This is a genomic window from Pantoea sp. E956-1, assembly GCF_982223955.1.
The window spans coordinates 18,338-41,885 of the sequence record NZ_CEUYZP010000002.1; the positions used below are offsets into that span (position 1 = coordinate 18,338).

Annotated in this window: 27 protein-coding genes and 2 pseudogenes; 20 read left to right on the forward strand and 9 right to left on the reverse strand. The window is 49.6% G+C overall.

The genetic code is table 11. The annotated features are described in order from the left end of the window. Position 1: 1 nt before the first annotated feature. From AC0T7J_RS07515 to AC0T7J_RS07530, 4 genes are read left to right on the forward strand one after another with little or no spacing between them, the layout of a single operon-like run. Positions 2-1,240, forward strand: coding sequence for a baseplate J/gp47 family protein (locus AC0T7J_RS07515; protein WP_473793245.1), 1,239 nt, complete (start codon positions 2-4; stop codon positions 1,238-1,240). Beyond that, entirely contained in the window at positions 1,237-1,923 is a 687-nt protein-coding gene (locus tag AC0T7J_RS07520; protein WP_473793247.1) for a DUF2612 domain-containing protein, read from the forward strand. The genes AC0T7J_RS07515 and AC0T7J_RS07520 overlap by 4 nt, the downstream gene beginning before the upstream one ends. After that, on the forward strand, positions 1,901-3,232 hold the full coding sequence (locus tag AC0T7J_RS07525; RefSeq protein WP_473793248.1) for a glycine-rich domain-containing protein: 1,332 nt from the start codon (positions 1,901-1,903) through the stop codon (positions 3,230-3,232). The genes AC0T7J_RS07520 and AC0T7J_RS07525 overlap by 23 nt, the downstream gene beginning before the upstream one ends. Position 3,233: 1 nt before the next feature. Beyond that, positions 3,234-3,650, forward strand: a complete 417-nt coding sequence (locus tag AC0T7J_RS07530; RefSeq protein WP_336747906.1) for a tail fiber assembly protein — start codon at positions 3,234-3,236, stop codon at positions 3,648-3,650. A 169-nt stretch (positions 3,651-3,819) separates the two neighbouring features. Here the strand turns inward: AC0T7J_RS07530 and AC0T7J_RS07535 are convergent, their stop codons facing one another. Further along, positions 3,820-5,733: an acyltransferase family protein gene (locus AC0T7J_RS07535; protein WP_473793251.1), complete on the reverse strand. Its 1,914-nt coding sequence runs from the start codon at positions 5,731-5,733 to the stop codon at positions 3,820-3,822. Positions 5,734-6,081: 348 nt separating this feature from the next. Between AC0T7J_RS07535 and AC0T7J_RS07540 the strand changes: the two genes are divergently transcribed. The 3 genes and pseudogenes from AC0T7J_RS07540 to AC0T7J_RS07550 form a co-directional block, all read left to right on the forward strand. Continuing rightward, positions 6,082-6,321 (forward strand): hypothetical protein, encoded by a 240-nt coding sequence (locus AC0T7J_RS07540; RefSeq protein ID WP_143990317.1) that lies wholly within the window; start codon positions 6,082-6,084, stop codon positions 6,319-6,321. A gap of 2 nt (positions 6,322-6,323) precedes the next feature. Continuing rightward, positions 6,324-6,647: a S24/S26 family peptidase gene (locus AC0T7J_RS07545; protein ID WP_473793252.1), complete on the forward strand. Its 324-nt coding sequence runs from the start codon at positions 6,324-6,326 to the stop codon at positions 6,645-6,647. A gap of 388 nt (positions 6,648-7,035) precedes the next feature. Continuing rightward, positions 7,036-7,188 (forward strand): annotated as a pseudogene (locus tag AC0T7J_RS07550) (Arm DNA-binding domain-containing protein); the annotation flags it as partial. A gap of 774 nt (positions 7,189-7,962) precedes the next feature. Here the strand turns inward: AC0T7J_RS07550 and AC0T7J_RS07555 are convergent. The 5 genes and pseudogenes from AC0T7J_RS07555 to AC0T7J_RS07575 all read right to left on the reverse strand — a co-directional run bounded on the left by AC0T7J_RS07555 (position 7,963) and on the right by AC0T7J_RS07575 (position 11,011). Beyond that, positions 7,963-8,409: a DUF943 family protein gene (locus AC0T7J_RS07555; RefSeq protein ID WP_473793254.1), complete on the reverse strand. Its 447-nt coding sequence runs from the start codon at positions 8,407-8,409 to the stop codon at positions 7,963-7,965. Further along, a pseudogene (locus tag AC0T7J_RS07560) lies at positions 8,402-9,205 on the reverse strand (DUF3289 family protein). The gene AC0T7J_RS07555 and the pseudogene AC0T7J_RS07560 overlap by 8 nt, the downstream one beginning before the upstream one ends. A 483-nt stretch (positions 9,206-9,688) precedes the next feature. Beyond that, positions 9,689-9,901, reverse strand: coding sequence for a hypothetical protein (locus AC0T7J_RS07565; protein WP_473793256.1), 213 nt, complete (start codon positions 9,899-9,901; stop codon positions 9,689-9,691). Between the two features lie 129 nt (positions 9,902-10,030). Beyond that, the gene (locus tag AC0T7J_RS07570; RefSeq protein WP_346441199.1) at positions 10,031-10,258 is read right to left on the reverse strand and encodes a putative hemolysin; all 228 of its coding nucleotides are present in this window, start codon (positions 10,256-10,258) and stop codon (positions 10,031-10,033) included. Between the two features lie 426 nt (positions 10,259-10,684). Further along, complete coding sequence (locus AC0T7J_RS07575) at positions 10,685-11,011, reverse strand: four-helix bundle copper-binding protein (RefSeq protein ID WP_473793258.1); 327 nt, start codon at positions 11,009-11,011, stop codon at positions 10,685-10,687. 419 nt (positions 11,012-11,430) lie between these two features. On the opposite strand from AC0T7J_RS07575, the gene AC0T7J_RS07580 reads away from it, so the two are divergent. Then, positions 11,431-11,754 (forward strand): hypothetical protein, encoded by a 324-nt coding sequence (locus AC0T7J_RS07580; RefSeq protein ID WP_473793260.1) that lies wholly within the window; start codon positions 11,431-11,433, stop codon positions 11,752-11,754. Positions 11,755-12,061: 307 nt separating this feature from the next. Here the strand turns inward: AC0T7J_RS07580 and AC0T7J_RS07585 are convergent, their stop codons facing one another. Next, positions 12,062-12,394 (reverse strand): SymE family type I addiction module toxin, encoded by a 333-nt coding sequence (locus AC0T7J_RS07585; protein WP_473793262.1) that lies wholly within the window; start codon positions 12,392-12,394, stop codon positions 12,062-12,064. A gap of 514 nt (positions 12,395-12,908) precedes the next feature. Between AC0T7J_RS07585 and ddpX the strand changes: the two genes are divergently transcribed. Continuing rightward, complete coding sequence (ddpX, locus tag AC0T7J_RS07590) at positions 12,909-13,490, forward strand: D-alanyl-D-alanine dipeptidase (protein ID WP_473793264.1); 582 nt, start codon at positions 12,909-12,911, stop codon at positions 13,488-13,490. A 173-nt stretch (positions 13,491-13,663) separates the two neighbouring features. Here ddpX and AC0T7J_RS07595 read toward each other — a convergent pair whose 3' ends face one another. Beyond that, positions 13,664-13,900 carry a DUF2171 domain-containing protein gene (locus AC0T7J_RS07595; protein WP_090963114.1) on the reverse strand — a complete coding sequence of 79 codons (237 nt, stop codon included), beginning with the start codon at positions 13,898-13,900 and terminating at the stop codon, positions 13,664-13,666. 356 nt (positions 13,901-14,256) lie between these two features. On the opposite strand from AC0T7J_RS07595, the gene AC0T7J_RS07600 reads away from it, so the two are divergent. The 8 genes from AC0T7J_RS07600 to AC0T7J_RS07635 all read left to right on the forward strand — a co-directional run bounded on the left by AC0T7J_RS07600 (position 14,257) and on the right by AC0T7J_RS07635 (position 21,270). Continuing rightward, on the forward strand, positions 14,257-14,853 hold the full coding sequence (locus AC0T7J_RS07600) for a DUF1349 domain-containing protein (RefSeq protein WP_050499089.1): 597 nt from the start codon (positions 14,257-14,259) through the stop codon (positions 14,851-14,853). Positions 14,854-14,957: 104 nt separating this feature from the next. Then, positions 14,958-15,977, forward strand: coding sequence for a DUF481 domain-containing protein (locus AC0T7J_RS07605; RefSeq protein WP_473793266.1), 1,020 nt, complete (start codon positions 14,958-14,960; stop codon positions 15,975-15,977). A 103-nt stretch (positions 15,978-16,080) separates the two neighbouring features. Continuing rightward, positions 16,081-17,046: a magnesium and cobalt transport protein CorA gene (locus AC0T7J_RS07610; RefSeq protein WP_473793268.1), complete on the forward strand. Its 966-nt coding sequence runs from the start codon at positions 16,081-16,083 to the stop codon at positions 17,044-17,046. Between the two features lie 376 nt (positions 17,047-17,422). Beyond that, positions 17,423-18,787 carry a cytochrome ubiquinol oxidase subunit I gene (locus tag AC0T7J_RS07615; RefSeq protein WP_473793269.1) on the forward strand — a complete coding sequence of 455 codons (1,365 nt, stop codon included), beginning with the start codon at positions 17,423-17,425 and terminating at the stop codon, positions 18,785-18,787. A gap of 8 nt (positions 18,788-18,795) precedes the next feature. After that, positions 18,796-19,731: a cytochrome d ubiquinol oxidase subunit II gene (locus AC0T7J_RS07620; protein WP_473793271.1), complete on the forward strand. Its 936-nt coding sequence runs from the start codon at positions 18,796-18,798 to the stop codon at positions 19,729-19,731. 67 nt (positions 19,732-19,798) lie between these two features. After that, positions 19,799-20,308, forward strand: coding sequence for a hypothetical protein (locus AC0T7J_RS07625; protein WP_473793273.1), 510 nt, complete (start codon positions 19,799-19,801; stop codon positions 20,306-20,308). Positions 20,309-20,320: 12 nt separating this feature from the next. After that, the gene (locus AC0T7J_RS07630; RefSeq protein WP_473793275.1) at positions 20,321-20,776 is read left to right on the forward strand and encodes a DUF421 domain-containing protein; all 456 of its coding nucleotides are present in this window, start codon (positions 20,321-20,323) and stop codon (positions 20,774-20,776) included. A gap of 260 nt (positions 20,777-21,036) precedes the next feature. Continuing rightward, the gene (locus AC0T7J_RS07635) at positions 21,037-21,270 is read left to right on the forward strand and encodes a hypothetical protein (protein ID WP_473793277.1); all 234 of its coding nucleotides are present in this window, start codon (positions 21,037-21,039) and stop codon (positions 21,268-21,270) included. Between the two features lie 37 nt (positions 21,271-21,307). On the opposite strand, the gene AC0T7J_RS07640 is transcribed toward AC0T7J_RS07635, so the two are convergent. After that, positions 21,308-22,204, reverse strand: a complete 897-nt coding sequence (locus AC0T7J_RS07640) for a lipid kinase (protein ID WP_473793279.1) — start codon at positions 22,202-22,204, stop codon at positions 21,308-21,310. Between the two features lie 171 nt (positions 22,205-22,375). Between AC0T7J_RS07640 and AC0T7J_RS07645 the strand changes: the two genes are divergently transcribed. The 3 genes from AC0T7J_RS07645 to AC0T7J_RS07655 all read left to right on the forward strand — a co-directional run bounded on the left by AC0T7J_RS07645 (position 22,376) and on the right by AC0T7J_RS07655 (position 23,542). Beyond that, on the forward strand, positions 22,376-22,648 hold the full coding sequence (locus tag AC0T7J_RS07645) for a cupin domain-containing protein (RefSeq protein WP_010259018.1): 273 nt from the start codon (positions 22,376-22,378) through the stop codon (positions 22,646-22,648). Positions 22,649-22,660: 12 nt separating this feature from the next. Further along, a complete protein-coding gene (locus AC0T7J_RS07650; RefSeq protein WP_473793281.1) occupies positions 22,661-23,086 on the forward strand; it encodes a DUF4186 domain-containing protein in 426 nt (141 codons plus the stop codon). Between the two features lie 138 nt (positions 23,087-23,224). Next, positions 23,225-23,542 carry a hypothetical protein gene (locus tag AC0T7J_RS07655; RefSeq protein ID WP_010259015.1) on the forward strand — a complete coding sequence of 106 codons (318 nt, stop codon included), beginning with the start codon at positions 23,225-23,227 and terminating at the stop codon, positions 23,540-23,542. Positions 23,543-23,548: the final 6 nt, after the last annotated feature.

Consider the following 23,548-nt stretch of genomic DNA (forward strand, 5'->3'; position numbering starts at 1 on the left):
AATGGCAGACACAGTAATCGTTACTACATCGGTGCCGGCGGCCACGTTTTCCGACATCGGCCTGTCAGTGCCGGATGAGAAGGATATTTTAGACGGTCGACTGAGTGATTTAGACAGCGCGCTGGGCGGCGGGATGAGCAAGAGCCTGACCACGCCGCAGGGGCAGATCGCCATGAGCGAGACAGCCATCATCGCTGATAAAAACGACCAGATGCTTTCTATAGTGAACGGTATCAATCCGGACTATGCAGCGGGCCGCTTTCAGGACGCTATCGGGCGCATTTACTTCATCGACCGCATAGCCGCGCAGGGAACCACTGTGACTGCCACGGCTACAGGTCTGGTGGGTACGGTGATTCCGTCCGGCAGCACCGCGCAGGACGAAGCAGGCTACATCTACACCTCGCTAGCTGAAGCGACCATTCCGGCATCAGGTGCGATCGACATCGTATTCCAGAACCAGGCCAGTGGCGCTATCCCATGCCCGGCAGGGTCACTGAACACCATCTATCGGGCGGTGACTGGCTGGTCAGGCATTGACAATGCAGCTGCAGGCGTTCCCGGTAACGATGTTGAGACGCGCGCTAACTTCGAGTACAGGCGCAAGCAATCTGTAGCGCTCAACGCGAAGGGTACGCCAGAGTCTATCTATGCCGCCGTGCTTGATGTGGATGGCGTGGTGGATGCATATGTCTGGTCTAATCACTCCGGCGCAACGGTCAACATCGGCTCAACCAATTATCCCGTACCTGCTCACAGCGTTTACATCGCCGTGTATGGAGGAAATGCACAGGATATCGCCCAGGCTATTTACCTGAAGAATCAAGCTGGTTGCGGAATGGTGGGCAATACGTCTGCGGTGGTGACCGACACCTCACGCGGCACGAACATCAACCCAAAATACACGATGACGTGGAACACCCCGGCGCAAGCCAGAACCCGATTCAATGTTCAGCTGGAAGATTCACAATCGCTTCCATCGGACATTGTGGATCAGGTTAAGTCAGCAATCATCCGCGCCTTCAATGGCAATAGTGATCTGGTGCCGAAAGCGCGCATCGCGTCCAAGGTATTTGCCGGTGGCTATTACTCGGTGCTGAATAACATCGACACGGCTTCAGTCAATGTCCTGTCGGTAACCGTCAGCCTGGATGGCGTGAACTACGCATCGTCAGTTGAATATGGCGTTGACCAGATACCTTCTCTCGATGCCAGTGACATCTCTGTGAGCCTTGTATGAAGAACGTGAAAAACACGATCCTCACACAGTACGCCGCCAGCCCCAATCTCCGAAGCCTGATTGAAACATTCAACACCTCCATGGATATGTCGGAATTCACCGAAGAATTCCTGACGGCCATCTGGGACGTTTCGACTGCTACCGGGTACGGACTGGATGTGTGGGGAAAGATAGTTGGCGTGTCACGACTGCTCAACGTCAGGGAGTCAGCGACGTATTTCGGCTTTGACGAAGCATTTATCAGTGCCAGTGACGAATCACCTAAACCCTTTGATGAAGCACCTTTCTTTGAGGGCGTGCAGCTGACATCTACGGTCAGGCTGGCTGATGACGGCTACCGAAAGCTGATACTTGCAAAGGCGATGGCGAACATCACTGATTGCTCTATCCCATCGCTGAACAAAGCCCTGTACTACCTGTTTGGCGACCAAGGCGACACGTTCGTAGCCATTACCGGTGTGATGTCCATGAGCTACGTATTTGGCTTCAACCTGACGCCGGTTGAGTGGGCCATCCTGCTCAACTCAAATGCGATCGCCAAACCTGCAGGCGTCAGCGTCAGCATTATGTCACTCGATTTCAACAACGCCTTTGGATTTGCCGAGGCTGAAATGCAGCCATTTGATAGCGGCACTTTCTTCCCTGACTCAGGAATACAAAATGCAGAACAGCTCGCAGCCTAAATTATTGCCAATACCGTTCGCCGATTCTGGCTCAAAACAGACAATCCCTAACGACTCTCAGGTTGGTATCACAGCAGGCCGGGCGTCGTATACAGATGGATTCCCTCCTTTAACCAGAACACCTTTGGCTGCTGGTGGTGTGCCGCCTTTCGGTACCGATTTCAACGGGGTGCTGAATGACATTACAGCTGCGATTAGGTGGGCTCAGTCAGGTGCAGGTTATCCATTTAACGCAGATTTCAATACTGCCGTAAGCGGATACCCTAAAGGATCTCGCATTCCTAACTCGTCACTGGATGGTTATTGGCTTAATACGGTGGATGGCAATACCAGCAATCCGGAAGTGAATGGTTCAGCAACTACAGGATGGGTCCCTTCTGACAATTACGGATCCACAGCCATCACTGGCCTTTCAGGCTCAAGTGTCACATTGACAACACTGCAGGCATCAAAAGAAAGAATTACGCTCGCCGGTGCTCTCAGCGCGAATATCAATATTGTAATTCCTGCCTGGAAGAAAAGCTGGACGGTAGTCAATGGCACAACCGGAAGCTTCAGTGTGACCGTTAAGACACCGAGCGGCACCGGAGTAACTTTGGCGGCCGGTCAAACCCAGAGAGTAATTGGTGATGGAACAAACATTACATTAGACCAAGTTCCAATCAGATTCGCCAAGTATACAAGTACTGGATCTTTTACGGTCCCACTGGGAGTAACTACCGTTTATCTGTCTGGTTGCGCAGGCGGCGGCGGCGGCGGCGGCGGAAGCTCCCGCAACAGTACATCATCAGCAGCTACCGGCGGTGGTGGTGGTGGCGCTGGACAATCAGCGGTCAGGGTTCCCGTTACGGTCACTCCAGGGCAAGTCATAGCAGTATCCGTTGGCGCAGGTGGAACATCTGGCACAGCATCAACTGCATCAGCAGCAGGCGCAGGTGGCACAGGCGGCATTACCAGCTTTGGCAGCCTTCTGAGCTTAGCTGCTGGGGTTGGCGGCAACGGCGGAACTTATAGCACATCGACATCAGCTGGCGGTGTAGGTGGTACAGGCTATCCATCAGGCGGCACAGCATCCACTGTTATCCCAACAACCAGCGGTGGTTATGGGATCGCGGGGGCAGGCGGCTCGACTGCATATGGTGGTGGTGGTTCGGGCGGTATTTGTGCTGGTGCATCCACCTCAGCAGGCGGCGACTCGTACGGATATGGTTCTGGCGGCGGCGGCGGTGGCGCAAACAACATCGACACATCTGGCGCAGGAAAGGCGGGCGGCGTTGGTTCGGCAGGCTTACTGATTGTGGAGTGGTAACATGACTAATTATGCGTTAATCGAAGATGGTAAAGTCATCAATACCATTGTATGGGATGGCCCTACAGCGTCGCCTATGGATTTTGGTAAGGGCGTGACGGCGGTAGAGATTAAAGACGGGTACGCGGTCAGCACCGGTTATACCTACGCTGATGGGGAATTTGCGGCTCCTCCTCTGACTGAAGAAGAGATTTCAGGGCAGGAGGAAACAGCAGTTTCCAGCAATCTTTCGTATAAAGACCAACTCATGTCTGAAGCGACTCAGAGAATAGCAATCCTTCAGGATGCGGTCGATTTGGAAATGGCTACTGATGATGAGGCAAAGCTATTACCTCTGTGGAAAAAATACCGAGTCCTTTTAAGCAGGGTTTCGGCCAACACCTCTGGTGAAATCTCATGGCCAACTAAGCCAGAGTAGAAAAATAGGGGAGGTATCAGCCTTCCCATTAGCTTTGAATCTTAGATGTATTTACTACCTTGTCCTTATCCCTCATATAATTGACTTGCGTAACTCCATTTAAGATTACTAACTAGAGATGAGTGTTAGCCGTTTCCAGTTTATAAGAACGGCTAAGACTCTTTTTACATTAAAATGAAAGCTTCAAAAACCTCTGAGAAAGATATCTAGCGCCATCTTTAGTAAGGTGTGAAGGATCAAGGAATACTGGCTTAAGGTCGGACGTGACAACACTGCAATAATCAGATGAAGGGCAAATAAGGCTCATCATATCAATGTAATTTATGGATGGTATTTTCATAATTAAATCATTGGCTTTTTCGTATCTGGCGCTTCTAAATTTAGAGGCGTAATTCTCCACACCATCAACGCTTCTGTGAAAATCGATGAATCCAAGGCTGCTTCTTGCCAGCACTTTATTGCCAAAAACATAAACATTTGCACTGGTCTTTGCTTGCAAGGATTTAATTGCTGTTCGCAATAGATAAACATTTTCCGGCTGCCATCTCATGGATATAAAGATCATGTCTGCCTCAGCGAGATCTGCAGTTTTCATGACAGAGTCCATCTGTTTTTTGCAATCAGAAATTAAATCCTTCCTGCTTATTGTTCCAATGTTCTCATTCAAAAAATATTCATCCCTGATTTCGTTTGGAACATATATGGTTCCGCATTGAGTAAAAACAGTCTTCACCAAAATGTCATAGTTGTTGAGATCCCCAGACTCATTCATCATATTAACAATATCAGCGGATTGTGAATCACCTATAATAATCAATCTCTTTTTACCATTATGTGAGAATGATTGCTTAATTGACATTTCATTGTGCTTTTGCCATATATATTCTTCACCAGCCTTAGTGTCGACTATATTCAGACTCCGTATATTCTCTGGAAGCCTCCATAGCCACCCATTGTTTAACCAACTAAGGCTGGAAACAATCGCTATGGACAATGACAAGGCACAGCAGGATGACAGAAATCTTTTCTGATTACTGTTAACTTGACGAAAAGGAACTTCGATAAATCTATGCATAAGAGATGCAAGGATAAAGCAGCTAAAAAACAATGTTGTTTTTTCACAGGTGGTGAGATCTCTAGCTAAAATATAGCTTAAGAAAACTATCAAAGGCCAGTGAATTAAATAAAGAGAGTAACTGATTTCTCCGATGTATTTTATTGGCCGAGTGCTTGCAAAACCTGATAGCTTGGAACGGTCTCCAGTCAGGATGAAAAGAGCTGACCCTATTACAGGAATCAAAGCGCTAACGCCGGGAAAGGAGGTTTTTGTAGAGAACCCAAAAATTCCGTAACCAATAAGCACAAGCCCTATAACGAAAAGAAAATCATTAACTACCTTAGAACTTGAAAGAAATTTACCTCTCCTAAAAATAAATACCACAGCACCTATCATAAATTCATAAAATCTATACTGGGTAAGGTAGTAAGCGCCACTTGAATCCTTATTTATAGCTATCAATGATAAAGCGAATCCAGCTGTCGATATAAGTGTAAAGCATAAATAGAAGAAATTAGTTTTAAGTTTGTATAAGATGATTAAAAGTGCCGGGAAGAATATATAAAATTGAAACTCAACACTTAAAGACCATGTGTGCAAGAGCGGTTTTTGTATTGAAGTTAAGTCGAAGTAGTTTGAGCTGGACCAAAAATATATATTCGAGGCTCCAAAAACAGCAGCAAAAGTTGATGCGGACATCTTCTCAAAGTCTTGCGGTGAAAATATTAGAAATGCAATAAGATAGGTTAAAAGCAGTGTAGATGCTAAGGCTGGGAATAGCCTTCTTATCCTTCTAATGTAGAAATTTACTAAAATAAAATTCTTATTATCTTTCTCATTTAATATGCCACCCGCAATCAGATAGCCACTAATCACAAAGAAAACATCAACTCCTACAAATCCGCCTGTAAATGGCCAGACAGATAAATGAAAAAGCATCACTGAAATCACTGCAATTGCGCGCAGGCCATCAATATCGCTACGGTAAGCCTTGACAGTGCGAATTCCTTCAACATCCATTGACATTGCCTTATCCATTCATGTAGGGCATTTAGCCTTAATCAGATGATTACCTTGAGGCCGCCGATTATAGGCAGAATACTGGACTCATTCCATATTAAAGCATGGGAGTTCTTGAATGGGTGCTCAGCAGTAAGAAAAAAGCCAGGCGACCGGGCAATGACTTTGCCGCGCCTCTCTGAGCAGGCTGCGGGGTGGGTAATTTGAGGTTAGACACACCCTGCCTTAACCGCCAGATTGAAATCTCCTTTCCCATCAGACCCTTTACAAATCTGTTCACCGCTCCGCCTTGATCAAATCTACCGATCGATATTACTGTTTATCCATACAGTATTTATCAGAGGAGGATTAATTATGGCTAGAGAGAGTGACATACACGCGGCGTTCACTGGAGCGATAACGAAGGACGGCAGGGGGCGGCAGATTGTCACCACTGCGGCGTTCCAGAAGCGGCTGGATGACCTGAATCACGTCTGGACGCTGGCAGAGTGCAATCGGTGGATACGGTACTACCAGAACTTCTTCTTCGAGCTGGTCACAGAGGAAAGCGAGAATAAGACCTGGTCGTTACGCAACATGGGATACGTGAGGTAATTATGGGATTTCCATCACCAGCGTCCGATTACATCGAGCGGCGCATCGATCTTAACGATGTACTGATGCCTCACCGCAACAACATGATCCTGATTGAGACGCCAGATGGGTTCGTGCTGGCGGACAAGTCACTCAAGCCCGTTCCGGGCGATAAGATCGCATTCCAGATAGGCGAGTTCCCGCAGGTGGGAAAATTATTCAGTACCGGGATTATCACCTCAGACGGAGAGACGATCGACGGAGAGGGCATGGAAGGGATTATCGTGCTGGGGAAAGTAACGGCTGAGGTCGTGTCCGTTTATGAACCGCTCCGGCCGATTATTTGATGGGGAAGGCCCGAGCCTTGTCGTGTGACTAGAACGAATGAAATGGTGTGTCGTAATTGTGTCGCCACATAACGCAGATAGATTTCTGAGAAGTGCACTTAACGACACAGTACGACACATCACTTTGCGCGAGCATGGATTTATGGCCTTAAATCAGTGTGTTAAATGATGACCTACTATCTTCTAAGCCGTAGGTCACAGGTTCGAATCCTGTAGGGCGTACCAAATTTTCTTCTGTTAACATCCTCTCTGGTCTACTTTTTCCTTTAAAAACAGAATATAACACTTCTCTGTGGTCCAGTTTGGTCCAGGGTGACCTATTGCGTACTTGTTCCGATTGGGGGCAGGATAGGGGGCATCGACAGGTTCAACGGAAACGATGCCCCAAATGAAGCTAACAGCCCGACAAATCGACTCTGCGAAGCCAAAGGAAAAGTCATACAAACTTTCCGATTGTGGTGGTATGTATCTTGAAATATTTCCAAACGGAGCCAAAAGCTGGAGACTCAAATACCGTATAGCTGGTAAAGAGAAGCGGGTGTAGTGGCATAGTAAGCTCCTGCTCGTTCTTAGCAGATCATGAACGGTAAAATATTCAATATCACCCATAACATTGGGCGGTTGCTTCTTCCTGCCAGGCTCAATACCGCAAAGCTTTGCTATGGCCCTGTTAAGAGTGTCTTTTCCCATGTGCTGGGACTTGCTTACACGGCGATTCGTGAAGACATAATTCACTCTGACAATTAGTGCTTCCAAAAATCTCCATTAGATTTTATGTGAATTATATTGACAAAGAATAGAGTTGCGTTAAGGAATTATAAATAAAAATGGAGGGTTTTATGAATAAAGATGAAATGAAAGATGAATAAATATCATTTGCTGAGGCAAAAGAGTTTCTTAACAAAGTGCATGATGATTTAATAAATTTATCAGAACAAAATAAAATCACTGAAAGCTATAGAATGTATACTGCTGAAGATATTATTTATATTATGTTTAGAGAGCATTACGCCTCTCAGGATTGCTTAAATATCGTGACCATAGTTGAATGTTCTGAATTAACCGAACCTGTTGAACACAATAGTGCTGACTGACGGTTTTTTCCAGCCTTAGCATCTGATATTGATGCTAATAAGATTATAAACATAATTCAAAAAAAATGATTGAAGAACAGAAAAGCAAAATAAATTCTTTTCTTGTTAAAGAAGATGATGTGGTTATTAAAAAAGGATTTAGCCAAAGTAATTTTTAAATAGTCTGACTTATCTGCTCAGACTATTTAAATTTTGAAGCGATTTGGTAAGAAATATCTTTTTTATTTTAATGTTACTCTGCCATCATAACTCTGTATATATGTTTTATCGCCTATATTTATAAATGCTTTTCTATCAACGCTCCCTCTTATAACTAATGCTATGCTGTTATATACACATTTCTTATGCTCGCCATTAGTATCATCAAAGCAGGTATAGTCATCAATTGAACCATCTCTGGTTCCTGTTGGTAACTTTTCATAACCATCGAAGTTCATGATGATAACAGTGAAGTTATCTGGGGTATTGATAATATGATATTTATTCTGAAGCAAATCTTTGTTTTCTAACCACCATTTTAGTTTTCCTTCTGTAGTCATCGGTAAATGTTCTACAAAAACTGCACCATTATCAACTCTGACTATTTTTGCTGGTCTTACAGCAATCCATATGCAATATACTGATATTAACAAAATCAGAACTGCTCCAATCCTTTTGAATTTAAACATTGTTTTCTCCTGTCAATGTTATAGTTGCTTCGAAATTTGTGAAAAATGGCTTTTGAGCCAGATGCTTAGCCCTCTGTAGAACGAACCATATTCTAAAGAAAGTAATTGAGTTGAATTTAGCTTTTAAGATATCTTCTTTATCTAAGCCAAAATGGTCTTGTGCTCTGTATTTGATAGTCGCAGTATAGTTATTGTCCTGGAAAGTCAGGCTTTCTATAGAAATTTCTGTGCTGTTTATGTCATGGACGGTAATGCCCATTCCATTGACGAAATCTTTCCATCTTGTGTATTTTGGTAGACGACTTTTAGATAACACATTTGAAAAATGTTCTTTCGTCAATTGTGACTTATTAAAATCAAATTGCTCGATAGTTTTTTTAATTATGGATAATGTGCTATCGATAGAGTTATCACTCAAAATGAGATTTCTTTAGGCATTATTCATAAACGGATGCTGAAAACCATTTCCATTACTACGTTGCATGTGATTGAAAAGATTTATAATCAAGCCCTGGTATGGTCCTCGGAAAGAAAAGGCATAGGACTGAGATCGTAGCTCATCATATAACATCGCAATGGCTTTTTCTCTACTAACTGGCTGTATAGAATTAGCAGCAGGATGCTGATAGGAGGGACGAAAAGTAGTCCAGTCGATGAAAGTTGATACTTGCCCGAGATGATAATGCTTTTTCAGTATATCAGCATCCATGTCGCCACTTTGCATGTCATCAGCATTTCTGTCATTGAATCTTTTTTTTGTAGTGAAGATGATAAGTTTTTTGTCGATTCCTTTCATTCAAAATCATTCCCTTTCAGTCAAATGATTAAGTATTATACATTTTCTATTTGTGAGGTAAATTAAGAATTTTTTTAACATTTACTATGTTCAGAGTCATTTACGCCCACATAATCATGCAGTGATGAACCTCAGCCTTGAGAGTGGTCGTTTTCTAAGGGGGCATTTTTGGAGGCAGATCACAAATTGAAATAAAAAATCACATATAGAACAGTAGACTGGTCAGAAGGTTTGAATCCTTTAGGGGTACCAAATTCTCCCTTCTGAAGCTTCTTAAAGTCTACTCATTCCGCGAATATCAAGGCGTTCAGCCAGGTTAATTTATTCGGATGTCTATTAACATCTATTGAAAGTCACACTCACCTGGTGTGCAATCCCGTTCTGCTCTGCTCCCCTCTAAACGGCACCATATGCCACCGCGGGTTCAGCCCCTTGAGGTACGTCTGGATACCGTCGATGAACAGCTTCCTGAATGTCGCTTCGTTATGGTTGGTTAACTTTGCGATATAGCCAGACACCGATAAAGGCCAGCAGAACAGAAAGCACCGCCTTAAGTGCAATCACTGTGAATTCGAAACTATCCATAGCGCCTTCACCATCACCGCTAATGTGGCCTTCTACCAGAGATCTGATGATGCCTTCAGGTATGAGAAACCAGGTTGCGGAGAAGATTATAATAAATATCAGTATTTTCATCGCACTACACACGTTGTGAAATCAGGAACATCAATGCGGCCGTATGCTGGTAATCCTCCTTTTATAAAGCCACGTCCCATTCTTACGGCTCCTTGATAGCTGCCCTGATATCCCTTCCGACCAGCGAGTCTACTGGTTATCCCTTCTGTACAGTGCCCACTCCTCGATGCGCTCCCCGCCTGGCAGAGTACAGTAACCTGATTCACCATCCGGGCCCTTAACTATGTCCAGCTTGCCGCCCATCTTTTCACAATACACAGAGGCTGGGTTAGCCATGCCTACAGCATGTTGTCTGTCATTATGGGGTACACAGGCTGTGAGTAATAAAGTGGTCGCTGCGATTGTAATTGTTTTCATTTTTAACCTTATCTGAAGAGAGTGACGAGGGTTAATTGTTATATCCACGCTGCTTCATCTCGCGCTGGTTTTTCTGTTTAATTAACCGGCTGTTGTGACCCTGGCTAGCCATTGAAATCAGATCATAACCTGGGCTTAATCCCGCCAGTTAGTGTGGACTTATACATGCATCGTGTCCATCCGGGATGATTGCTTAAGCCGGACCAGCCGCCTGGTACGCATCATTTATCACTCAGTCAGACCCGATGAAGTAACGATTATCGCGGTCAACGCCACCGATAACCGTGAATGTACATATCGAATGTCTCTTCCGTGTCCCCGAGATAATTTTAGCGTTGCAATCTGTCACCTCGCCGTTACGCTGTTTTTATATTTCCGATTGCCAATAAAAAACCCGCCGAAGCGGGTTTTTTATGTTGATAAAGTTTATGCTGCCATCTTTCGGCATTGCTCTGCACAGAGATGGCAGGCTTTTGAGCATTCCTGACAATGGTCATGTTCGTGCTTACCACATTCATCTCCGCATTTCTGACAGACATCAGCGCAAACGCGGCAAAGTTCTTTGGCAAACTCACTTTTTAAGGTCATGAACTGAGCGGCCAGGCGGCATATGTTGGCGCATTGCATGTCCATCCTGATGCATTCACGCATCATTTCAAGCTCTTCTTCAGCCAGGCATGATGCGGCACAGTTATCACAAGCTGCTGCGCAGAGATAGCAGGCTTCGATGCACTTTTTGAATTCGTCACTCATGTTTCCTCCTTAGCTAAGGTTGACTCTTAAGTCTGAGAAAGATGCCTGATTTTGCAAGAGAGTAATAAGTTAATAACTTTTTCAGCACTTCGCTTACCTTGTGATGTGCATCACATCTTTCTCTTACCTCTGGATCGTATCTCATCAGGGTACAGCCAGAGCTGCGTTGGCCACATCAACCGGCTTTCAGCAGCTGTATTGCTGGCCGCTTATTCGTCAGATGCAACAGGCGCATCGATAGAGCACTTAAGGAGGGGCAGCCAACGCGGGATTAACGGGTTACACCACAGCAATGACAGCAGTGCAGACAATATCATCGGGCGGTACCGGTGCCGCCCATGTAAAGAGGGGGGTTAGCATGGGCTGGGTTCACTGTGCTATATTTCGCACGTATAACAACGTCATTCAGGATGAATCAGATGAACGAATTTGAGAAAGAACTCTTTAATAATGGCTTCTCTGCTAAAGAGATCGGTAAACTCAAAAGTATTATAAAAAAAGATGAGTCGAAAAAAGATACACTTCAGAGCCTCGTGATTGATCTAAGTAAACGCTTCTGGGGCGGAGTTATTGCTCTTATTATTTTGATGCTTATTGGACTGGATGGCATTTTCAATGCAGATGCTTCAGATTCCATTTCATATATTGTTGTTCTGACTTTTGCATTCCTTGTGGTCTATTTTGTTACGCCTCTTAACTTAGCATGGAAATCATATAAATTCACCAGAGGATGTAAGCGCTGATTTTTGTCGATTGTTAATTGCCTGATTTTTGCCCTCATTTTATAGTAGTACGATTCTTACAAAAACATAGTGGGTAAATAGATAATATTTATTTTCCGATAGCAACCAGCTTATAACTATTTACTAATGCTCCTGAAATCATTCCAATCTTTAGATTATCTGTCCTCTCATTATAAAAGGCGATTAAAACAGTGGAGCGCTACGCTGGCGGGGAAAAAGATCCTTTAAATATAGAAACGCGGATAATCATTGCCAGCAATACTAATCTGCCGCTCCCCAACCAGAAGCGGCATCTCTTCAGCAGAAATTAAATCTGACCCGTAACCACACCCGACAAAGCCAGAACCTGCTTCTGTTTCCTTGCAGGCAGGTTATTCAACTGCGCTAACGCGTTAACCAGCTGCTCATCGACCGGCTCTGGTGGTTTGACGGTCAGCACAATACGGCCCGCCGTGACTTTTACTTCTACTTCGGTGCCAGTGGTAAATCCGGCGTCAGCCAGCCACTGGCCTTTCATGATAATCGACGGAATACGCGCGTAACTGGGATACCGGCTGGCGTAACTCACCGTTAATTTGCGCTGGGTAACGGAAGGGGCTTCTGAATTTAAACCAACTGCATTACACTCTGAATCAGTCATGATCTCTATTCTCGTTCAATAGTGGTTGTGATTAGCGATACAGAGGTGCTCCAACACCTTTGTATCGCGCTAAATACCTGTACATATAATCAACTAATACGAATAAAGTCCAGATGAAAATCAATGAAAATCAGCGAGGCTGCTCTCAATTTAAATGCTAATACTTGCGGCGTAGATCTCAAAATAAAGTAATTAACTGCAACACTTCAGACGTTGTAAAACATACAGTCGATTTATATTTAGCGTAAATGAAATAACGATTTCCACCTGACCACGCTTTTTTATAAAGCGCCGTAGTTCCTGACGTCACCGAAATGATTACCTCGCTCATACCGATCTCTGAAGCCATAAATGCCACCAGCAATCATCCCCAGTAAACAAAATTCCACACCCCGCCCAGACGCAGATAACCGTCACACCTTTTTTTCCTTCCGCCGCAATGCCATGATGACCGCTTCAAAACCTCCGTTCACGACAACCCGCCACCGGGCATAAAAACAGGGAGCATCGCGTCATGGAAAGTAAAAATCTGACAGATATTGCTGAGGCATTTCCTCAGTTAGCGATCGATCTTAAATATGCCACCGCCGATAACCTGACCGGCCAGCCGATTTACAAATACCCGCGCTGTCTGCTGCACGTTGATGCGGCTAAAGCACTGGTAAAAAGCATCGAAATTGCAAACGTTGCGGGCTATAAGCTGCTGATCCTCGACGCGTACCGGCCACCCGAAGCGCAGGCGATCCTGTGGAATGCCTGCCCGAATCAGGACTATGTTGCGCCGCTGACGCGCGGATCAAACCACAGCCGCGGCACCGCGGTAGACGTTACGCTTATCGACGAGCGTGGCGGGATCGTGGATATGGGCACCGGCTTCGATGAGATGAGTGAGCTCTCCCATCCTTATCATCCTGCTGTGGCGGTTCAGGCGCAGCGCAACCGGCTGATGCTCAATGCCATCATGCTTGGCGGCGGCTTTACCGGCATCGCAACCGAATGGTGGCATTTTGAATTGCCCGGTTCCGAAAGTTACCTGCTGATCGACGCTGTATTCGGCTGTTATTCCGCACCGCTGGTTGAAAATATCAGTCTGTGACGGTTCCCGGTGGACGGAATCAGGGCAGTCAATGTCCAGGTCTGTTATCGCCAGGTCGTTTTAAGCATTGTGAAATATAAAGCAGTAATAGATGAAGAATGGGAAGGGCAGGACGCAGGATTTACATAACAGAATAAATGAAATAAGCCGTGGCGGGCGCCACGGCTAATGTTTTATGCAGACTGCCACTCACTTTCAACATCCGCTTTGGCTTTAGACAGGATGACTTTATTATCATCAACCTCTTTCACCCAGCTGAATGGAATAATGTGGTGTTTGCCGCCCGCTTCAGGATCGCTTTTCGCCAGCTTAATTTTGTCGTCGCCTTCGAAGTGGTCGACAACCCCGACATGTTCGCCATTCACATCAACAACCTGCGCGTGATCTAAAATCTCTGATTTATCTACCATGGTGGCTTAATCCTTATATTTAATGAGTTCAGTTGCCCTCAGACAAAACAAGCCTGGTTGTTAAATGCTGTTTTCGCCAGGGGATTAACAAAATGAAATAGTTCAGTGAGCTGGACCTGGTCGCTGCTATTTATTTATGACAGGAGAATAAAAAGAGGAATAAGCGAAACCGCAAACAGAGCCGGAGTATCTGCAGCCACGGGTCTGCTGACCTCACTGCCTGCCACATCGGCATCATCAGATTTGCCGCAATCGTCTGCCGCCCGTTCACCAATCAACGCTATGATAATCAGGTCAATCACCACGCCGCAGATCGGCCAGAACGCGGGCGGTTTAACTTACCCAAAGGAGTGCCTATGACAGCAGTCAGTTCCATTACCACTGAAGGTGGCGTCTGGATTAATCAGCCGCCTGTACACAGTCTGGATGGCGAAACGCTGAGGTTCGAAACCGCGCTCAACAGCGATTTCTGGCAGCGTACCTGGTACGGCTTCGAACGGCACAGCGGCCACGCTTTTGGCTTCTGGGTGGAAAACGACTTTACCGTTCAGGTGCAGGTGAGGGCGGATTTCAGTCAGCTCTACGATCAGGCCGGGCTGTTTATTCAGGATAACGAAACGCACTGGGTTAAAGCAGGCATTGAGTTTAACGATGACCAGCCCGCGATTGGCAGCGTAGTGACGCGCGAGTTTTCCGACTGGTCTACCGGTGTGTTTCCCGGCGATGCGCGCCAGTTCTGGCTGCGCGCCACGCTGGAAAATGCGGCCTTAAGAATTCAGTACTCCACCGACGGCGTGAGCTGGCCGCTGTTACGGCTCTGCCCGTGGCCCGGTCAGGCACGGCGGTTTGTCGGAGTGATGGGCTGCTCGCCGGAACGTGAAGGGCTGGCGATGAGTTTTACGGACTTCGCTATTACTCCACCGCTCGGCAAAGCACTGCACGATCTCTCCTGACCCAGGCGGCGCATTGCATATCGTCACAGAATCGGCTTAATTGTCAGGTCAGAATTTGCGGTGACGCGTCGCCCGTGCAAGACGACGCCTTTACAGGGAAAGCTATGCGTTGCGCCACCTCGTTTATCCCGCTGCTGGTCATCAGTTGCGGCGCCGGATGGGCACAGCAGGCCACTGCCGATACCGTCTGGCTGAATAATGGCGATCGGCTGACCGGCACGATTCGTTATCTCAGCGACGGCAAGCTGGCGATAGAGACACACTACGCCGGTACCGTTACGCTGGACTGGAGTGCGGTCAGTACGCTCGCCAGTGAGAATCCGGTGAATGTCGAAAACAAAAAGACCGGCGAACATTATCAGGTGCGGCTCTCCTCATCCGATCCCGGCTATGTCTGGGTGGAACGCAACGAGCAGGAGCAGCAGGTCTCGTTGCGGCGCATTGATGAGTTTATGAAAGCCAAAGTCCGCAGCGATCAGCTTGCCTGGACCGGCAACATCGATGCGGGCGTGAAGGTCAAAAAAGCCTCGACCAAAACTGACGACTACAGCTTCGCGCTCAACACGAAACTGAATCAGGGAAAATGGCGTCACGATATCGGGGCGACCTACAATCGCGAGCAGGAAAACGAGAACATCAATACTGATAACTACAGTCTGCGCTACGCCTTTGACTATCTGGTCAGGGAGCAGTTCTTCTGGCAGACCCGCGCCACCTACAAGCGCGACTGGGTGGAGAATCTGTCACGTCAGGCGCTGATCGGCACCGGGCCAGGTTATCAGTTGTGGGACACCGAACTCAGCGCGTTCTCACTCTCGGTGCTGGGCGGTGCCTTTGAGTATGGCTACAGCGATGACCGGGAAGAGCGCCACTTTGGCGGCTCGCTGCGCTGGAACTATCAGCGCTATCTGCTGGGCAAGTCGGTCACGCTTTACAGCAATGGCGATGTTGGCCATTCGCTGGATGATGACGGGGTATTTATGCTGGATGCCGAAGTCGGGATGCGCTACAGCCTGACCTCCTGGTCAACGCTGCATGTTGGCTATCACCGTAATCTGGTCAGTGGCATCCCCGACACCCTTAATGAAGGCATTTTCTCTACCGGTCTGGGGCTGAAGTGGTAATCCGCTGCTCGTACAGCGTCGCAGCAAATCCTTACGGTTTTTATCCGGTTACAGGCGCGGGATTGGCTAAGCTGCATGTACTGTCACAACGGGAAAGCAGAAGATGATCGTAAGCAGCAGGGTGTATCGTCCGGGATGCGCGGGCGAAGAGGTCGAAGTCGATGATATCAGTGAAGTGATTAAGGAGCCGGAGGCATTTATCTGGCTGGGGCTGTGGCAGCCAGACGCTGAGTTTATGGCGAAGATTAAAGAGGAGTTCGGCCTTCATGAACTGGCGGTTGAGGATGCGCTCAATGCCCATCAGCGACCTAAAATCGAACACTATGGCGAATCGCTGTTTATCGTGGTGAAAACGGTGTGCGCTAAAGATGACAGCTGCGAACTGGGCGAATCCCATTTCTTTGTCGGAAAAAACTTTCTGATCAGCATCCGTCACGGCGCATCGGAAAGCTACGCCCCGGTGCGGCAGCGGGCGTCTGAAAACCCGGCGCTGCTGAAGTTTGGTCCCGCTTATCCGCTCTACTGCCTGCTCGATTTTATTGTGGATCGCTATGCCCAGCTTTCTACTTCGCTGAATGAACGAGTCGGACAGATGGAGAACGATCTCTTTACCAGCGAATTTGATCGCAAATCGGTACAGTCGGTCTACACCATGCGACGTCATCTGCTGTCGCTACGTAATGCGGCGCTGCCCGTAGAGGAGATCTGCAATCAGCTGATCCACCTGCACGAAGATCTGATCCCGCGCCCGCTGCGCGCCTACATCCGCGACGTGCAGGATCACGCCCGCCATGTCGTCACCGACGCGGAAGATATGCGCGAAATGCTGACCAGCGCCATGCAGGTCAATCTGGCGCTGGTGACGGTGCAGCAGAACGAAGTGGTGAAAAAGCTGGCAGGCTGGGGTGCGATCCTGGTGATCCCGACCGTGGTCTTCAGTATGTATGGCATGAACTTCGAACATATGCCGGAGCTGAAGTCGCTGTATGGCTATCCGCTGGCGGTGGGGTTGACCCTGCTGGCCTGCGGCGGGTTATGGGCCAAACTGCGTCGCTCCGGCTGGCTGTAAACTAACCGAATCGCACGCTGCGGCTTATTCTGTCGCTACGCTTACGGCTATTTAAGCGTAGCGATGAATAAGAGGCGTTAATAATTCTATCTCTCAGTAAAATAAGACACTTATGAAGTAAAATAAGCCTGCCATCGCTCCGCTTATTTATTGCATGGCTCAGTTGATCTGGCCGGTTTTTTATTTTTTCGCTACGCTGATAATACAATCTTATAACCCGACCATCCCGGCGAAATAAATTTTGCAGCGCTGATCTGTGGCAACGCATCTTTATCCGGAGAAAGGCTGATGACCGAACGAACTCGCCGTCCGCGCTTATTAACATCAGGACATTGCCCGTCGCTGCCTGCGCGTGGCGCGGAGGGAAAGCCCGATTGTGAATGATCACGACTGGGTGTTAATGATTGCCCGGACGCAGTTTGCGCTAACCATGGGCATGCACATTACGCTCGCAGCACTGACGCTGGGGCTTGCCCCATTTCTGGTGTGGTATGAAGCGCGCTGGCTGTGGGGGAAGCAACAGGCCGCCCGTGATGCGCTGCATTTCTGGCTGGCGATTTTTTCCCTGACGGTAGCGATCGGCGCGGTCACGGGTGTGGTGATGGAGTTTCAGTTCGGAACCCACTGGGCGCGCTTCTCTCATCAGGTGGGTGGCGTTATCGGGCCGTTGATGTTTTATGAGGTGTTGATCGCCTTTTTCCTTGAGTCGGCCCTGACCGGCGTGATGCTGTTTGGCTTCAATAAAATCCGGCCAGGCGTGCATTTTGCCGTGACCTGTCTGGTGGCGCTCGGGGCGCTGCTTAGCGCGTTCTGGATTCTGGCCGCTAATTCATGGATGCACACGCCGGTCGGTTTCACACGCGATCAGAACGGTGTTTTTCTGGCCGAAAGCTGGCAGTCGATATTAATGGCTCCCTCCTTTCCGTGGCGCTTCAGCCATATGGTGATGGCGTCGCTGATTGCAGTAGCAGTGATGATCATGGGCGTGGCGGCCTGGCGGCTGCGTCATTTCAGCGGAGAGTCCGCTTCGCGACTGATGCTCAACAGCGCGCTGACCTTTCTGTTGTTTGCCGTTCCACTGCAGATCGTACTGGGCGATCTGCACGGTGAAAATACCCGCGACTATCAGCCCGCCAAACTGGCTGCGATTGAAGGTGGCTGGCATCCTCCTGCACCGGGCGAGGGCGAACCCCTGCGACTGTTCGCGCTGCCGGATCAGCAGGCGCAGCGCAACTATCTGGAGATCAGCCTGCCCGATCTCGGATCGCTCTATCTGCGGCACAACCTCTCCGGTCATATTAAAAGCCTGAGCGAATTTCCTGCGGATGCGATTCCACCGGTGTTACCGGTCTTTTTCGCTTTTCGCCTGATGGTGGGGCTGGGGCTGATCATATTGCTGACCACCCTGGCTGCGAATCTTCAGCGCTGGCGTGGACGGCTGGCGGTGTCAGGGCGCTTGCTGTGCTGGCTGACCTGGCTTTCACCGGCAGGCTTTATCGCACTGCTGTCAGGCTGGGTGGTGACTGAAGTCGGGCGTCAGCCGTGGACGGTTTATGGCATGGTGCGCACAGCACAAAGCGTCTCACCACTGGCCCTGAGTACCACACTGAGCATTTTCCTGGCAGTACTAATGATCTACGGCCTGGTGTTCGCCCTCGGCTTACGCTATCTGCTGCGTCGGGTTAAAGGTGAACTCCCTTCGGGTGAGCCGGTGGTCATTGAGCTGAAAACGCCCCATTAGGAGTCGCTATGGCCGATTTGTCTGCGATGATCATCTGTCTCTCTTTGCTGCTCTACCTGTTACTGGATGGGACCGATCTGGGCGTAGGTATGCTGTTTTTCTGGTTTCACGACGATCAACAGCGTGAACTGATGACGCACAGCATTCTGCCGGTCTGGGATGCGAATGAAACCTGGCTGGTGCTGGCCGCGGGCGGTTTACTGGCACTGTTTCCACCGGTTTACAGTCTGCTGCTCAGTGAGTTGAGCGCGCCGCTGTTCACCATGCTACTGGCACTGGTGATGCGGGCGATGGCGCTCGAGTATCGCGCTCAGAGCGCGACCCGATTACGCCGCTGGCTGGACCGCATCATGGCCAGCTGTTCGGCGCTGGCGACGTTTATCCAGGGCTGGTGCGCGGGCATGATCATCAGTGCTCAGCCTCATACAGGTCTGCCCGATGGGCTGAGCCTGGTTCCGCTGATGAGCGGAGCGGGATTAATGGCGATCAATTCGCTGCTGGCCTGTTGCTGGATCGGCTGGCGAATCGGCGACAGAGTTCAACCCCTGGCGGAAGCACAAAGCTGGTTATGGTGGCTGCTGGCGCTGATCATCTTTCTGTCCGAACTCTATTTTAACGCCGATATCTGGCAGCAGAGCTGGCAACGACCGCTGGGAAAAGTAGCTGGCGTGGCAATCGTCACGCTATGGATCGTTTTGCCGGTGGCGCTCTGGCGGGCCAGGCCGCTGTTGCAGCTTATTATTGCACTGATGCTGATCGGGGCCGTGTTTATCGGTTTGCTGTGCGGCCTTTATCCGTGGCTGGTGCCGCACCAGTTCGCCATCAGTGAAAGCGCTTCATCGCCGGTCACGCAGAGATTCGTGCTGGTGGGCGCGGCGATTGCCATGCCGCTGACGCTGCTCTATCACAGCTGGTCGTTCTGGATTGAACGGCGCGCTAAATGACCAGGTCAGCTATGCTTCAGGCAGCGAGCCGTTGAGGCTGGGTGCTTACAGAGGAGGTAATCGCAGGGTGAAAAAAGAGTACACAGGCAGTCGGGATTACCCGATAAAAGAAGATATCCGCTGGATACGTCGCGAATGGCTGATTCAGCGCATCGGCGAATACGTCCTGATTGCGCTGGTGATTCTGGGGGCCTGCGGATTGTTTTCTAAAGGGCTGCTGAGTAACGGCAGCGCCGCATCGCCAGATGGCGCGATTCAGGTCGAATATGAACGTTTTGGCCGGGTTCAGAGCAATATGGACATGCGTATCCGGCTTAAATCACCGCCGGCTGAGCGGTTCAGCATCATCATTGGTAACGGCGCGCTGGATAATTTGCAGATTCAGACCCTGCAACCGCAGCCACTGGAGGCAATCACTCTTGGCAGCGATCTGCGGCTGACCTTTTCATCGCGTGATACTGGTCCGGATCACGCGATCTGGCTGGGTCTGCAGCCCCGCAACCCCGGACGCATTGCTGTCAGCGTCAGCAGTGGCGATCATCCTCCGGCCCGTTTTAATCAATGGATCTATCCCTGACAGAGGCGCTTTATGGAAACGGTATTACGTGCGGCGGGTATCTATCTGGTGCTGATGGTGGTGATCAAAATCGCCGGCAGACGCACCCTGCTGCAGATGACCTCTTTCGATCTGATTCTGCTGTTGATCATCAGTGAAGCAACCCAGCAGGCGCTGCTGGGTGACGATTTTTCGGTGACCGGTGCGGCGCTGACTATCATTACGCTGGTGACGATTGATATCCTGCTGGGCAAACTGAAAAACCGTTTTCCGGTGGTGGAGCAGGTGATTGATGGCGGCCCGGTGATCCTGGTAGAGAATGGCAATCTGCTGACCGAGCGGATGAAGATGACTGGCATCAGTCCTGATGATGTGCTGGAGGCGGCGCGATCCGGGCAGGGACTTGAGCGGTTTGATCAGATTAAATATGCGGTGCTGGAGGTGAACGGCCATATCTCGATTATTCCCCGAACTGATAACCAGGCCTGACGGGCGAGCGGCTTAGCCTGACAGGAGAGTGCCCGTGCCCGTGCCGTCTCAGCGCAGGTTACGCCCCGCAATTTATCCTTATCCGCATGCTGCACCAGGCCCTGAACGCAGCATGTTTCATCACCGCGTCACGCTGCGCTTGCTCTGCCGCTGCCCTTGTAATCCTGTCGATTTCGTTCAGACTTACTACTCCACTCATGTTTTATCATCAGAGCTGGCCTGACTATCAATCAGCGTTATGCTTTTACAGTCAGGATTCAATGAATGAATTTACGCGTTTTACCTTCTATCCGGTTACCGGCTGGCATATTGGTCCCCTGAACACCCATCAGGCACTGGTAGTGAAATTCGGTTATATCGATCCCGACGCCCCGCGCGAAAAGGGCCCACAGGAGACCCTGTTTCTGGGGCTGACCCTCGACATGGCGAAAAAGCTGGTCGCCAGTCTTTCCGAACACATCGACTACGCTGAAAAAAAGAGCACCCGGCACTAGTTTCTTACCGCGATCGGTGACGACGCATACTGTCGGGCTATTTTGCTGCGCTGTCGCCCGGTGCATAAACCCGCAGTGCATGGGCGATCAGGCGGAAATGCGCGGGTGTCTGACCGATAATCTCACCATCTGCATTGATGTAATGGGGACGGCGTGTCTCAATCGTCAGCTCCGTGGCGCTGAACGCCCGCACGTTACGCCAGCGACCGTGAGTGCCGCGCCGCAGAAAGGGCAGCAATGCAATGAGCTGCCAGCTATGCTGCAGTTCCAGGCTGTAGACATCCAGCAACCCATCGTCCGGAGCGGCACGCTGTTCCACTGTCATGCCGCCCCCATAAAAGCGTCCATTGCCCACCGATACCTGAACCGTTTTAATCGGCGTCCGATGGCCCTGATGCACCAGCGTGGCGCTGAAGGGACGGCTCTGCCGCAGCACCCGCAAAGCCGCCAGTGCATAACCGCCCACGCCCCAGCGTTTTTTCGATTCCGCCGTGAGGTTGCGCGCCAGTTCCACCGAAAAGCCGATGCTGGAGACGTTCAGGAACAGATGCTGATTCACTTCACCCAGGTCCACTGCGCGCAGCTGCCCGTCAGCGATAATCTTTATCGCGGACTCCAGGCTGGCAGGTATGCCCAGTGTTCGGGCAAAATCGTTGGCGGTGCCCAGCGGTAAAATGCCCAGCGGCAGGCCGGTCTGCATCAGCCCCGGCGCGGCTGCATTGAGTGTACCGTCGCCACCACCGACGATCACCGCATCAACGCGATGGGCATACGCCGCGATGAGTTCGCTGTAGCTGCGGGTCTCATCTCCGGCCGGTTGCAGCAGGGTGAACCCGGCCTGAGCCAGCAGCGACTGTGCCCGGCTGGCCTCGGCGCGTCCTTTGCGTGAGCGCTGATTAATCAGCAGCAGGGCAGTTTTCTCCTGTTGAGACATACTTTTGCGTTATCCCGATGTCAAAATGGCTGTAATGAGGCGGCAAGTACAGCACTGGCCTGACCGGCGAACAACCCTGCTTGCGCTACTTTACGTAACCTGTTGAGTGCCATAAGCGGCGATAAAGATCGTCTACACTGCTAAGTGTCAGATCCACATTGAGGAGTTGCGATGACAGAACACGAATTCAGAAAATTGCTAGCCGAACAGGGTTTTGACGAGCCTCTGTTGATTGAGCGTGCAGCCGCCGCCCAGCTTGATAATCACGTACATCCCTTTGAAGCACTGGCACTGATTCTCAGTGGTGACATCACCATCAGTACCGAACAAGGCGATACCACCTATCATCCCGGTGAGACATTTCATCTGCAGCCCAATGAACTCCATCGTGAGGCGTTCGGTTCGCAGGGCGTACGCTATCTGGCGGGTCGTAAATATGAGTGACTGGCAATCAGCATGAAGGTTTCTGACGATCTGTTTACCCGGCTGTCACGCTCGCCGTTCCGCCAGCGTTTTCGTCTGGGACGCGCGGAATATGATTATGCGAGCAGCAAAGGCGAGCCGGTATTGCGCCAGCACGCCGCTGAGTTTGTGGCACAGCGGCTGGCGCCGGCGCAGCCTGAGAATGATGGCAAGCAGACGCCGATGCGCGGCCATCCGGTGTTTATCGCCCAGCATGCCACCGCAACCTGCTGTCGTGGTTGTCTGAGCAAGTGGCACAACATCGGACAGCACCAGCCGCTGAGCGATGTGCAGCAGGGCTATGTAGTGACGGTGTTGCTGCTGTGGATCGCCCGGCAGATGCAGCAGCCTGCACCGCCTGCTCGCGTCACCCGAAGCCAGCCGAAACCGGACGACGATCCGCAACTCGCACTTTGGTAATGGACGAAAAAGCTACAACCGGCGGCTTTTTCTGGTGAAAACTGGCCCTTTTCCATTCCTGGTTTATTCTTAAATCTTTCCTGGGAACACTATGCCAGGATTAAAACCTACACGGCAACGATTCATACAGAGGGAATTATGAAGAAATCAATTATTGCACTGTCTGCTATTTTGCTTGCCTCGCCGGTATTTGCTGCTACCACCACAGACAACACCGTTGCGGAAGCGCATAAAGGCGCCGATACCGCGAAGGAAAAACTGCATCAGACCCAGAACGAAGGCAAAGAGCTGAAGCTGAAGTCTGAGCACGCCGCTGAAGGCAAAAGCGATACCACCGGCAGTAAAATCACCGAAGGTACGCAGAAAGGCTGGCACAAAACCAAAGAAGGCACTGAGAAAGGCTGGGATAAAACCAAGCAGGGTGCTGAAGATCTGAAAAACAAAGCGACTAACTAATTCGCG